Source organism: Pseudomonas sp. D4-21 (genome assembly GCF_051132125.1).
GTDB lineage: Bacteria > Pseudomonadota > Gammaproteobacteria > Pseudomonadales > Pseudomonadaceae > Aquipseudomonas.
Window position 1 is genome coordinate 1,364,851 of sequence record NZ_CP071664.1, and the last position, 12,493, is coordinate 1,377,343.

Sequence of the window (12,493 nt, forward strand, 5' to 3'; positions counted from 1 at the left end):
GGTGCGCTCCTCAGGCTTCGGCGTTGGCTTTGATCAGGCGGTCGTAGGCGTCTTGATCCAACAGCTTAGCCACTGCATCGGCGTCGGTCGGTTTAAAACGGAAGAACCAGCCTTCGCCCATCGGATCTTCGTTGACCAGCTCCGGGCTGTCGCCGAGTGCTTCATTCACTTCCAGCACTTCACCGTCCAGTGGCATGTACACGCCGCTGGCGGCCTTGACGGATTCCACGGTGGAGGCCTCGTCGCCTTTGGCGTAGGCCTGCAATTCAGGCAGTTGCACAAAAACCACGTCGCCCAACGCGTTCTGCGCGAAAGCGGTAATGCCTACGGTGACGCTGCCGTCGGTTTCGGCGCGCAGCCATTCGTGATCTTCAGTGAAACGCAACTCGCTCATGGAAACTCCTGGGGCCAGACTCGTCTGGTGGACGCGAAGAAAGGCGCGGGGCTTGGCCCGGCCGAATGGTTAAACCTTTAGCAAGAACGTGGCCAATGTTTAAAAGTCTTTGTTTATCAATGCATTGGATGGTTTTCCAGCGCGCTCGCTATTACAAGCTGTAGCGAAAACGCTACAGCTAGGCGCCTGGAAAAAATCGTTGCGGGATCAAAGCCTTGCGCAGAGCAGGTCAGCGAGGGGTGTAGCGATATCGTTCCGCTGTAGCGCTTTCAGTACAGGTGGAGGTCGTTTTTGACTAACTTTCAAATACGCCTCAGACCAATGTGGAAGCGAGCCTGCTCGCGAAAGCAGTTTTTCAGTCAATGATGATGTTGGCTGATATACCGCTTTCGCGAGCAGGCTCGCTCCCACAGGTAGCCGAGTAAAGCTAAGGCTTCCCGGAAATCCCGTACTTGCGCAACCGATGGGCAATTGCGGTATGGGAGGTCTGCAGTCGGCTGGCGAGCTGGCGAGTAGAAGGGTAATTGGCGTAGAGGCTTTCGAGCAGATGCTTCTCGAAGCTTTCCACCGCCTGCTCCAGGCTTTCGACTTCGACGTCGCCCTGACGCGCCACGGAGGTGCCGGCGATGTCCAGGTCGCCGATATCCACGAGGCTGCTTTCGCAGATGGCGGCGGCGCGGAAGATCACGTTCTGCAATTGCCGCACGTTGCCCGGCCAGCGGTTGCCCAGCAAGGCCGGATAAGTGCCAGGGGCCAGGCGGCAGACCGGGCGCTGGATCTGCGCGCAGGCCTGCTGCATGAAATACCGCGCCAGCAGCAGGATGTCCTGGCCGCGTTCACGCAGCGGCGGGACTTCGACATTGAGCACGTTCAAGCGATAGAACAAGTCTTCGCGGAACGAGCCTTCGTTGACCATTTTCTCCAGGTTACGGTGGGTCGCGCTGAGAATCCGCACGTTGACCTTGATTTCCCGGTCGCCGCCGACCCGGCGGAAGCTGCCATCGTTCAGGAAACGCAGCAGCTTGGCTTGCAAGTACGGCGACATTTCGCCGATTTCATCGAGGAATACCGTGCCCTGGTTCGCCAGCTCCATCAGCCCGGGCTTGCCGCCCCGTTGCGCGCCAGTGAAGGCGCCCGGGGCGTAGCCGAACAGTTCACTTTCGGCCAGGTTTTCTGGCAGTGCCGCACAGTTGAGGGCCAGGAACGGTGCGCTGTGTCGGGCACTGATGGCGTGGCAGGCGCGGGCCACCAGTTCCTTGCCGGTGCCCGTCTCGCCTTGGATCAGCAGCGGTGCATCCAGGGCCGCGACCCGTTGGGCGCGGGCCTTGAGGGTGCGTATCGCCGGGGATTCGCCCAGCAGCGCGTCGAAGCCTTCGGCGTGATCGTGGTGCAGCGCCGACAGGCGTTCACCGATACGGTTGGGCTGATAAAGCGTCAGCAGCGCCCCGGCATCGGTGATGGGCGTGGCATCGAGGAGCAGCGTCTGGCCGTTGACGGTGATTTCCCGCAGCGGCAAGCGAAAACCGTTTTCCAACAGCGCGTCCAGCAGCGCCGCGTCATCGAACAGCTCCGCGACGCTTTCACCGGCCGGTTCGCGACCGTACAGGGCGATCAGCGCCGGGTTGGCGAGCAACACCTTGCCGGCGCTGTCCAGGGCGAGCACCGGGTCGGTCATGGCGGCGAGCAAGGCATCGAGCTGCAAGTGCCGGCGCTGGCCCGGCAGGATGTCCACCACCGTGACCGCCTGCACGCCGCGCACGCTGAACAGCGCCTCGCGCAACTCATCCAGCACCTGTGGGCTGAGAGTCGGGGCGTCGATGTAGACGTTGGGCGGGACCATTTCCACCGCATCCAGGTTGAGATTGCGCCCACCAAGCAAGGCCAGGACTTCCTGGGTGATGCCGACGCGGTCGATGAAACTGACGTGGATACGCATGGGGCGGCTTTGGGTTCTGGAATGCGGAGGGTGGCAAGTATGCCTTGGGGCGGGCTAATGGTGAAATCCTGGCGCAAGGCTTAAGGCTGTACAGAGATCCCTTGTGGGAGCGAGCTTGCTCGCGATGGCTGAGTGTCAGCCACCCTTTTATTGACTGATACACCGCTATCGCGAGCAAGCTCGCTCCCACAAAGGTTCCCGCAGAGGTAGCTACAACCCCACATCCCACTCCGGTGTTTCGGGAAACCTGAGCACCAGAAAATCCAGCAGGCTGCGCAACGCCGAGGGCATGTGCTTGCGTGAGGCATACACCGCATACATGTTCATCCGGCGCGGTTCGGCGTGGGGCAGCAGGCGCACCAGTTCGCCGTTCTGGATATGAGGGCCGACCTGGTAGCTGGGCAGCATCGCCACACCGGCGCCGGCTATCGTTGCCTGGAGCAAGGTGCTGGCTTCGTTGGCGCTGATGTTGCCCTGTACCGGCACCGACAGCTGTTCGCCGTCCTGCTCGAAATGCCACAGGCTTTTGCCTACGTAGGAATGGGTCAGGCAGTTGTGCTGGCTCAGGTCTTCCACCCGTTGCGGTGTCGAATGTTCGCGCAGGTAGCGGGGGGAGGCGCAGATGACCGAACGGCAGACCGTGAGACGCCGGGCGATCAGGTTCGGATCGAGATCGTTGCTCATGCGGATCGCCAGGTCGATGCGTTCGTCCACCAGGTTGACGGTGCGATCGAGCATTTGCAGGTCAACGCTCACGCCCGGGTAGCGCTGGACGTATTCGGCCATCGCACTCGCCAATTGCGACTGGCCGAACGAGGGGCTGGCGCTGATGCGCAGCATGCCCCGTGGCGCGTCTTCGGGCGTGCTGACGGCCGCTTGCATGTCGCCGCACAGCTCCAGCATCTGCCGGCAGCGGGGCAGGGTCTCCGTGCCTGCGGCCGTCAGGCTCAGCTTGCGCGTGGTGCGGTGCATCAGCCGGGCACCGACCCAATCTTCCAGCTCCGCCAGATAGCGCGATACCACCGGCCGCGACAGGTCCAGGTGCTCGGCCGCCGCCGACTGGCTGCCCAGGTCCACCACGGTGACGAACACTCGCATTGCTTGTAGACGATCCATGATCTGCCCGATTTTAGAAACAAACTATGTCCCAGCATCGCATTTTTTGTACTGAGTCTGGCAACTAAGCTCCGTTCATTCCCTTGCGGGCCATTGCACAACGGAGCACCTCATGACCGGTTTCACTCTTCTAAAACGCTTGTCGCTGGCGACCGCAGCGCTGGCCATCACGGCCCAGGCCTGGGCCGCCGACTTGACGCTCGACGTCTACAACCCCGGCGCGGCGGCGATTTTCCCGGTGACTTCGGTATTGGTCAGCGGTGAAAAAGAGGCGATCCTGGTGGACGCCCAATTTGGCAAAACCCAGGCCGAGCAGGTCGTGGAAAAAATCCGCGCCAGTGGCAAGGGGTTGACCACGATCTACATCAGCCACGGCGACCCCGACTACTATTTTGGCCTGCAAACCCTGGTAGCCGCTTTCCCGGAAGCCAAAGTCCTCGCATCCGCGCCAACCGTGGAGCACATCAAGGCCACTGCCGATGGCAAGTTGAAATATTGGGGGCCGATCCTGAAGACCGACGCGCCGTCCAAGACGCTGGTGCCCCAAGTGCTCAAGGGCGACAGCTTGACGCTGGAAGGCAAGCGCTTGCAGGTCATCGGCCTTGACGGCCCTCAGCCGGACCGCAGTTTCGTGTGGATTCCGTCGATCAAGGCGGTGGTGGGAGGTGTGGTGGTGGCGGAGAACATTCACGTCTGGATGGCCGATACCCAGACGCCGCAATCCCACCAGGATTGGCTGGCGACGCTGGATAACATGCAAAAGCTGCAACCGACCACCGTGATCCCCGGCCATTACCTGGGCGAAAGCGCTCGTTCCCTGGCGCCAGTGCGCTTCACCGCCGATTACATCAAGGCCTTCGACGAAGAAACCGCCAAGGCCAAGAATTCCGCCGCACTGATCGCCGCCATGAAACTACGCTATCCACAGCTGGGGGAGGACAGTTCCCTGGAGCTGAGCGCCAAGGTGGCGAAGGGCGAAATGAGGTGGTGAAACCCGAACTTTGATCTGGACGCTTTTGTGGCGAGGGAGCTTGCTCCCGCTCGGCTGCGAAGCCGTCGCAAAAATACTGGGTCTGCTGCGCAGCCCAGCGGGAGCAAGCTCCCTCGCCACGAACGTGTTCATGGTTCTAGAACGCGTTGAAGTAATCACTACGAATAACCATAGGAGAATCCCATGAGCACCATCGCAATCATCGGCGCTACAGGCCGGGCCGGCAGCCAACTGCTGGAAGAAGCCTTGCGCCGTGGTCACAGCGTGACGGCCATTGCCCGCAACACCGGAAAAATCGGCACACGGGCGGGAGTGGTCAGCAAGCAGTTGGACGTACTGGACAGCGAGGCACTGACCGCAGCGGTAGCAGGCCACGACGTGGTCATCAGTGCCGCGCATTTCGCTACGGTGCCAGCCGACAAGGTTGTCGCACCGGTGAAGGCCGCCGGAGTCAAGCGCCTGCTGGTTGTGGGCGGTGCCGGTTCGTTGTTGTTGCCGGATAACAGCCGCGTGATCGACAGCAAGGGCTTCCCGGAGGAATACCTGGCCGAAGCCACGGCCGGAGCGTTGTTCCTGGACGTGCTGGGAAAGGAGCAGGACCTCGATTGGACCTTCCTTTCGCCCTCGGCGGAGTTCGTCGAAACCGAACGCACCGGCCAGTTCCGCGTCGGCAAGGATCACTTGCTGTTCGATAACGCCGGGCGCAGTTGGATCGGCTTCGCCGACTACGCCATTGCGATGATCGATGAGGTCCAGGCGCCGCAGTTTTCGCGGACGCGGTTCACTGTCGGCTATTGAGCCATCGATCCGTGCAGCGAATCACCCGTGGATCCTCACCCAGACACTGACCAGCACCGTCGCCGCCATCAACCAGGCGACGGCAGCCACGGCCAATGACGCTTCGAGGCGCATCCGGTCGACCATCACGTACAGCGTCGCGAGATAGACGAAATACGGAATGATCGACCACATGCCGAACACGATGGTGGTCTTCAGGTCATCCACCGAGCGGCCCTTGCCGACGATGTAGTGGGCAATCAGCGCAAAGGTCGGAAACAGCGGCACCAGCCCGGCAATGTAATAGTTCTTGGTCTTGGCGAGCATCGCCAGGATGACGACAACGGCTGCGCCGAGCGCGGCCTTGAAAATAAGATCCACAGGTTCATGTCCCAGGTCAGTGGCTCAGGCCATATTTTTTGACTTTGTCGAAGAGCGTGGTCTTGGCCATGCCCAGTTCCTGGCTGGCCTGGGTCAGGTTGCCGCCGCTGCGTTGCAACGCATCCACCAGCAGGTTGCGCTCGAAGGCTTCAACCGCTTCGGCGAAGGCCAGGCCTTGGCTACCGGTGCTGGTGCCGGCTTTCTTGAACGCCGGCAAGCCCAGGGCGTAACGTTCGGCGACGTTGCGCAGCTCGCGCACGTTGCCCGGCCAATCGTGGCTCATCAGGTTCGACAGAGTGTGGTTGTCCAGCTCCGGCACGGTACGGTCGAAGCGCAGGGACGATTGCTGGAGAAAATGTTCGAACAGTTGCAGGATGTCTTCGCGCCGCTCCCGCAGGGGCGGCAGCTCCAGCGTCACCACATTGAGGCGGTAATACAGGTCGCTGCGGAACTGCCCGGTCCGACCCATTTCGTCCAGGTCGGACTTGGTGGCGGCAATCACCCGGCAATCCACGGACACGCTCTGGTTCGACCCCAGGCGTTCGAGGGTGCGTTCCTGCAACACGCGCAATAGCTTGATCTGCAAGGGCAGGGGCATGCTCTCCACTTCATCGAGAAACAGCGTGCCGCCATCGGCGTGCTCGATCTTGCCGATCCGGCGCTTGCCCGCGCCAGTGAAAGCGTTGGCCTCGTGGCCGAAAATCTCGCTTTCGAACAGGTTCTCCGGCAGGCCACCGCAGTTCAGCGCGACGAACTGCTTGTCGTGGCGCCGGCTGAAATCATGCAGGCAACGGGCGACCAATTCCTTGCCGGTGCCGGTTTCGCCTTCGATCAACACGTTGGCCGAGGTGTCGGCGACGTTGGCGATCAGCTCGCGCAGGTGCTGCATGGCCGGCGAGCGGCCGATGATGCGGCCTTCCAGGGAATCACGCTCGGCCAGTTGCCTGCGCAGCGAAGAAACTTCCCGGGCCAGGCTGCGCTGTTCCAGGGCGCGGCGTGCAACGTCCACCAGGCGCTCGGGGGAGAACGGTTTTTCCATGAAATCGTAGGCGCCTTTCTGCATCGCGCCTACGGCCATGGAAATATCGCCGTGGCCGGTGATCAACACCACCGGCAGGCTGCGGTCCCGGGCTTTGAGGCGGGTCAGCAGCTCCAGGCCGTCGATGCCCGGCAGGCGGATGTCGCTGATGACGATGCCGGCAAAATCATCGCCGACCCGCTCAAGGGCCTCTTCGGCGCTGCCCACGCCAATGCAGGGAATATCTTCCAGGCTCAAGGCCTGCTGGCAGCCCAGCAGGACGTGGGGGTCGTCTTCGACGATCAATACGCTCAGGTCGTTGTTCATAGCGGCTCGGCAGGTAAAAGGCTTACCAACGGTAAACTGAGGATAAACGTGGTGCCACCATCCTCCGGATGCTCGACTCCCAAATGTCCGCCGGCGGCGGCACACAGGCTTGCCGAAAGCGTCAAGCCAAGGCCCAGGCCTTGTTCGCCGGGTTTGGTGGTGAAGAACGGTTCGAACAGATGCTTGCGAGCCTCCGGGTCGATGCCGTGGCCATTATCCCGCACCCGCAGACGATATTTGCCATCGCTGCCTTGGCCTTCGAGCCACAGCTTCGGCGCGGGTTGTAGCTGCATGGCGTCAAGGGCATTGCCGATCAGGTTCACCAGGATCTGTTCCAGGCGCGTCTGGTCGATCTGGACCTGAACGTCTTCGAATGCCGTGTGGATCTGGATGTCGAGTTTTTCAAGGCGCGCGCCCAGCAATTGCAGCGCGGCCCCGACAGCCTTGCCCAGGCTCGCCCGGCCCTTGTCGTCGCCGCGCCGGGCGAAGGCGCGCAGGCTGGCGGTGATCCGACCCATGCGATCGATCAGGTCGTTGATGGTCCTGAGATTGGCGCTGGCGATATCCAGCTGGCCCCTTTCCAAAAAGCGCACGGTATTGCCCGACAGGGTGCGCAGGGCGGCCAAAGGCTGGTTGAGTTCATGGGCGATGCTGGTGGACATCTGGCCGATGGCCGCCAGCTTGCCGGCTTGCACTAGTTCGTCCTGGGCGCGCCGCAAGGTCTCTTCGGCCTGCCGTCGTTCGCGAATCTGGCCCTTGAGCCGTTCGTTGCTGGCCCGCAGGTCGGTGGTGCGTTCGGTAATCCGACGTTCGAGCTGATTGTTGGCCTCTTGCAACGCTTCGCGAGCGGCGAGGCGGGTCGCGATGACTTTGCGACGTTCGTTCCAGGCGATCAGCAGGAAAGCCACCAGGGCAAACGCCACGGCCACCAGGATGCCTTGGTTGATCGCTTGGCGGCGCAGGTCTTCGAGCGGGGTCAGTAACGTGAAATTCCACGGTGTGTCGCTCAGCGGCCGGGTCTGGGAAAGGTAGCTGGTGGCGCGCTGGTCAGCCGCGATTTCGGTGTTGGCGGGGAAAGTCAGCTTCTCCATGCCCTCGGCCAGCCGTTCCCGCGCCAGAGGGATCAGCTCGTTGAGCGGGAACCAGTAATATTGCAGGCTGCGGGCCAGGCGCTCCTTGGTTTCGTCGCTCAGCGGACGCACCGATTTGAGCCGCCGCGCCGGATCGCTGGAGAGGATGATGATGCCGTTCTCATCGCTGACGAAGGCTTCCAGGCGGGCCCGCTGCCAGCGCTCCTCCATGGCTTCGAGGCGGACCTTGACCACGGCCACGCCGATGATCTTGCCTTGTTGCTCCAGGCCATGGGCCAGGTAATAGCCGGGTTCGCCGCTGGTGCTGCCGATGCCATAGAAGCGCCCCGGCTGGCCGCGCACGGCGTTCTGGAAATAGGCGCGGAAAGACAAGTCTTCCCCCAGGTAGCTGTCGACGTCGCGCCAGTTGCTGGTGGCCATGACGCGGCCGGTGGTGTCCATGACGTAGATGGCCCGGCTGCGACTGCGCCGGTTCAGGCCCTCAAGGTATTCGTTGACGGTCTTGCGATGCTCGGGCGTCGGGTCGTCGAGCAATTTCGAGACGCTGGATTCAAGTTCCAGCAGGCTGGGCAAATAGGTGTATTTGCTGATTTCGCTCTCCACCGCGCGGGCGTGCAGCTCCAACTGACGCTCGCCATTCTCGGCGAGGCCGCGAATGCCATAGTGCTCGCTGATCCAGAAGCCGAGGTAACCCAGGCCGATCATCAACGCTATGACCAGCGGCGGCAGGAACAGATGGCGGATCAGGCGGGGTTTCACGGCGAGTGATGGCGGCGCGGCGCGATAAAGAGTGGGGTCGCATTTCATCACAGAAGCCTTGGGTCAACCAGTGTGGCGGCGGTCGTCCTTCGAACGCGGTCCTGTGGCGAGGGAGCTTGCTCCCGCTCGGCTGCAAAGCAGCCGCAAAACGGTTCATGCGGTATGCCAGAGACATTGCATTTCCGGTTTAGGGCCGCTGCGCGACCCAGCGGGAGCAAGCTCCCTCGCCACAAGGACAAGCGCGCCTAGAAAAGGCGATGCTTAGTGCTGCAGAATCTTCTCAAGGAAATGCTGTGCACGTTCGGAGCGGGCGCTGATGTCGCCGAAGAACTCTTCTTTCGGGCAGTCTTCGATGATCTGGCCCTGATCCATGAAGATCACCCGGTTCGCCACTTTGCGGGCGAAGCCCATTTCGTGGGTCACGCACATCATGGTCATGCCTTCGTGGGCCAGTTGCACCATCACATCGAGCACTTCGTTGACCATTTCCGGGTCAAGCGCCGAGGTCGGTTCGTCGAACAGCATTACCACCGGGTCCATCGCCAGCGCACGGGCGATCGCCACGCGCTGCTGCTGGCCGCCGGAGAGCTGGCCCGGGTGCTTGTGGGCGTGGGCCGACAGACCGACGCGCTCTAGCAGTTGCAGGCCTTTCTTGGTGGCTTCTTCCTTGCTGCGGCCCAGCACCTTGATCTGCGCGATGGTCAGGTTTTCGGTGATGGTCAGGTGCGGGAACAGTTCGAAGTGCTGGAACACCATGCCCACCCGCGAACGCAGTTTTGGCAGGTTGGTCTTCGGGTCGGCGATGGACGTGCCATCGACCACGATGTCGCCTTTCTGGAAGGGCTCAAGGGCATTCACGCACTTGATCAGCGTGGACTTGCCCGAACCCGACGGCCCGCACACCACCACAACCTCGCCTTTGCTGACCTCGGTGCTGCAATTGGTCAGTACCTGGAAGTCCCCATACCACTTGTTGATGTTTTTGATAGAGATCATACGGCGAACCTTTTTTGCAGACGCTTGACCAGCAGCGAGGCGGCAAAGCTGATTGTGAAGTACACGAGACCTGCGATGATCAGGAACTCATTGGAGCGGCCGATGATGTCGCCATTGGCTCGCGAAGCATTGAGGAAGTCCACCAGACCGACCGTGTAGACCAGCGAGGTGTCCTGAAACAGGATGATGCTCTGTTGCAGCAACAGCGGGGTCATCTTGCGGAACGCCTGGGGCAGGATGATCAGGCGCATGACCTGGCCATAATTCATGCCCAGTGCCTGTGCCGCGCCCATCTGGCCCTTGGGGATCGACTGCACGCCGGCCCGGACGATTTCGCAGAAGTACGCCGCCTCGAACATCATGAACGCCACGACGCAGGAGCCGAACGCGCCGATCGGCGTGTCTTCGCCAGTGATCCAGCGCAGCACGAACGGGACCGCCAGGTAGAACCAGGTGATGACCAGCAGCAGCGGGATCGAGCGGAAGTAGTTGACGTAGGCGCCAGCGATGTTGGAGATCAGCTTGTTGTGGGACAGGCGCATCAGCGCCAGGATCGTCCCCAGGATAATCCCACCGACGACACCCAGGGCCATCAGCTTGAGGGTCATCACCATGCCGTTCCACAAGCCGGGAATGGCCGGGATGATGCCTGTGAAGTCGAATTCCATTATTTACCCCCCACGGAGATCAGGCCGGGCACCGCGACTTTCTTCTCGACCATGCGCATGAGCAGCATCAGGCTCATGTTCAACGTGAAGTAGATCAGCGTCGCCAGGGTAAAGGCTTCGAACAGGTTGGCCGAAAATTCGGCGGTCTGCTTGGTCTGCGCGAGCAGCTCCATCAGGCCGATCAACGACGCCACGGAGGAGTTCTTGAAGACGTTGAGGAATTCCGAGGTGAGCGGCGGAATGATGATCCGGTAAGCCTGGGGCAGCAGCACGTTCCAATAGATCTGCGGCAGTTTGAAGCCCATGGCCCGGGCAGCGGATTCCTGGCCGCGCGGCAGCGCCTGGATGCCGGTGCGCACCTGTTCGCAGACCCGCGCGGCGGTGAACAGGCCCAGGCACACGACAACGCTCAGGTAGGCCGAGGTGGTCGGGTTCAGGTCCTGCTTGTACCATTCCTGCATGTCGGCTGGCAGCAGGTCCGGCACCAGGAAGTACCAGATGAACAGTTGAACCAGCAGTGGCACGTTACGAAAGAGTTCCACGTAGCAAGTCGCGATGCCCGATACCAGCCGGTTCGGCACGGTACGCATCACACCCAGGATCGAGCCCAGCAGCAGGGCAATGATCCAGGCGACGACGGCGATGGCGATGGTCCAGCCCAGGCCGGCCACGTACCAGTCGAGATAAATCTCGCTGCCCACGCCGGTGGACTTGAAGAACACGCCCCAGTCCCAGTTGTAATTCATTAGGGTCTCCCCTCAGATCGTTCGATGTACAAGTATCTGCAGGGGGAAATCCTTTCCCGCCCAATCTTGAGGATCGGGCACACACTCACGGCTCGACTTACCGTTGCGAGTGTTTCCTTTGGTTCCAGCAGGGAATGACACACTCCTGGAAAGGGCCGGGCCCTTCCAGGAGGTAAGGTTAGTCAGAAATCAGGATTTCTTATCGTCAGCCGCTTTATCGGTCGGGTTGGCGATCAAAGCCTTGAGCTCGTCGCTCATCGGGAAGTTCAGGTTCAGATTTTTAGGCGGGATAGGCTGGGTGAACCATTTGTCGTAGATCTTGTTGATCTCGCCAGACTTGTAGCTGGCGACAATGGCGTCATCGACAACCTTTTTGAACGGCTCGTCGCCCTTACGCATCATGCAGCCATAGATTTCGTAGGATTGGGGAGTACCGGTTACTTCCCAGTCGGTCGCCCTCTTGGCCTTGGCGGCTTCGCCGGCCAGCAGGGCGTCATCCATCATGAACGCGACGGCACGGCCCGATTCCAGCATCTGGAAGGATTCGCCGTGGTCCTTGGCGGAGATGACGTTCATGCCCATTTGCTTGTCGGCATTCATCGCCTTGAGGATGCGCTCGGACGTGGTGCCGGCGGTGGTCACGACGTTCTTGCCCTTGAGATCGTCGAAATCCTTGTATTTGGAATCTTTCTTGGAGAGCAGCCGGGTGCCGATCTCGAAGATGCCAACCGAGAAGGCGACTTGTTGCTGACGCTCGACGTTGTTGGTGGTGGAGCCGCACTCCAGGTCCACGGTGCCGTTCTGCACCAGTGGGATACGGGTCTGCGAGGTGACCAGGTTGTACTTGACCTGCAGGTTCGGCACGTCCAGCTCTTTTTTCAGGGCTTCGACGACTTGCAGCTGGATGTCATGGGAGTAGCCGACGGGCTTGCCGGAAGCGTCCGCGATATAGGAAAACGGAATGGAGGCGTCGCGGTGGCCGAGCGTGATGACGCCGGACTCTTTGATCTTTTTCAGCGTGCCGGTCAGTTCGGCTGCGAAAACCGGAGTGCTGATCAGAGCAGCAGCAACGGCTGCGCCCAGGAGATGGGGAACGATGCGCATCGATGTTTCCTCGACATTGTTTTTTTTGTATTCGGCCGGTTCACCGGCCCTGAGTGCTTCGAATGCCTGAAAGCTCCTGTTGTGTTGGCGTAACAGGCGTTCGTCTCCACGAGTGTAGAGCATGACTCGTGCCAGGCCAGTGGCCTATCACTATCATGTTGTTTTTAAAGGAAATTAATGTTTTGTTTC

Annotated in this window: 12 protein-coding genes; 2 read left to right on the top strand and 10 right to left on the bottom strand. The window is 61.1% G+C overall.

Translation table 11 applies throughout. The features are described 5' to 3' along the window. Positions 1–10: 10 nt before the first annotated feature. From gcvH to J3Q04_RS06000, 3 genes are all read right to left on the bottom strand, one after another. Entirely contained in the window at positions 11–394 is a 384-nt protein-coding gene (gene gcvH, locus J3Q04_RS05990; RefSeq protein WP_420765244.1) for a glycine cleavage system protein GcvH, read from the bottom strand. 427 nt (positions 395–821) lie between these two features. Beyond that, positions 822–2,330 (bottom strand): sigma-54-dependent transcriptional regulator, encoded by a 1,509-nt coding sequence (locus J3Q04_RS05995; RefSeq protein ID WP_420765243.1) that lies wholly within the window; start codon positions 2,328–2,330, stop codon positions 822–824. Positions 2,331–2,540: 210 nt separating this feature from the next. Next, on the bottom strand, positions 2,541–3,446 hold the full coding sequence (locus J3Q04_RS06000) for a LysR family transcriptional regulator (RefSeq protein WP_420765242.1): 906 nt from the start codon (positions 3,444–3,446) through the stop codon (positions 2,541–2,543). 112 nt (positions 3,447–3,558) lie between these two features. Here J3Q04_RS06000 and J3Q04_RS06005 point away from each other — a divergent pair, with 112 nt between their 5' ends. Both J3Q04_RS06005 and J3Q04_RS06010 read left to right on the top strand, forming a co-directional pair. Then, a complete protein-coding gene (locus J3Q04_RS06005) occupies positions 3,559–4,437 on the top strand; it encodes an MBL fold metallo-hydrolase (RefSeq protein ID WP_434607424.1) in 879 nt (292 codons plus the stop codon). A 183-nt stretch (positions 4,438–4,620) separates the two neighbouring features. After that, positions 4,621–5,235: an NAD(P)-dependent oxidoreductase gene (locus tag J3Q04_RS06010; protein ID WP_420765240.1), complete on the top strand. Its 615-nt coding sequence runs from the start codon at positions 4,621–4,623 to the stop codon at positions 5,233–5,235. A 21-nt stretch (positions 5,236–5,256) separates the two neighbouring features. Here J3Q04_RS06010 and J3Q04_RS06015 read toward each other — a convergent pair whose 3' ends face one another. From J3Q04_RS06015 to J3Q04_RS06045, 7 genes are all read right to left on the bottom strand, one after another. Further along, entirely contained in the window at positions 5,257–5,586 is a 330-nt protein-coding gene (locus J3Q04_RS06015) for a GlpM family protein (RefSeq protein WP_212800569.1), read from the bottom strand. A gap of 25 nt (positions 5,587–5,611) precedes the next feature. After that, a complete protein-coding gene (locus J3Q04_RS06020) occupies positions 5,612–6,892 on the bottom strand; it encodes a sigma-54-dependent transcriptional regulator (protein ID WP_434628593.1) in 1,281 nt (426 codons plus the stop codon). A gap of 44 nt (positions 6,893–6,936) precedes the next feature. After that, entirely contained in the window at positions 6,937–8,838 is a 1,902-nt protein-coding gene (locus tag J3Q04_RS06025) for a sensor histidine kinase (protein WP_434560307.1), read from the bottom strand. Positions 8,839–9,051: 213 nt separating this feature from the next. After that, complete coding sequence (locus J3Q04_RS06030) at positions 9,052–9,786, bottom strand: amino acid ABC transporter ATP-binding protein (RefSeq protein WP_018614195.1); 735 nt, start codon at positions 9,784–9,786, stop codon at positions 9,052–9,054. Next, positions 9,783–10,454 carry an amino acid ABC transporter permease gene (locus tag J3Q04_RS06035; RefSeq protein ID WP_030140772.1) on the bottom strand — a complete coding sequence of 224 codons (672 nt, stop codon included), beginning with the start codon at positions 10,452–10,454 and terminating at the stop codon, positions 9,783–9,785. Before J3Q04_RS06035 ends, J3Q04_RS06030 begins: the two co-directional genes overlap by 4 nt. Beyond that, positions 10,454–11,200 (bottom strand): amino acid ABC transporter permease, encoded by a 747-nt coding sequence (locus J3Q04_RS06040; RefSeq protein ID WP_053124568.1) that lies wholly within the window; start codon positions 11,198–11,200, stop codon positions 10,454–10,456. The genes J3Q04_RS06035 and J3Q04_RS06040 overlap by 1 nt, the downstream gene beginning before the upstream one ends. Positions 11,201–11,389: 189 nt before the next feature. Continuing rightward, positions 11,390–12,304, bottom strand: coding sequence for a glutamate/aspartate ABC transporter substrate-binding protein (locus J3Q04_RS06045; RefSeq protein ID WP_420765237.1), 915 nt, complete (start codon positions 12,302–12,304; stop codon positions 11,390–11,392). Positions 12,305–12,493: the final 189 nt, after the last annotated feature.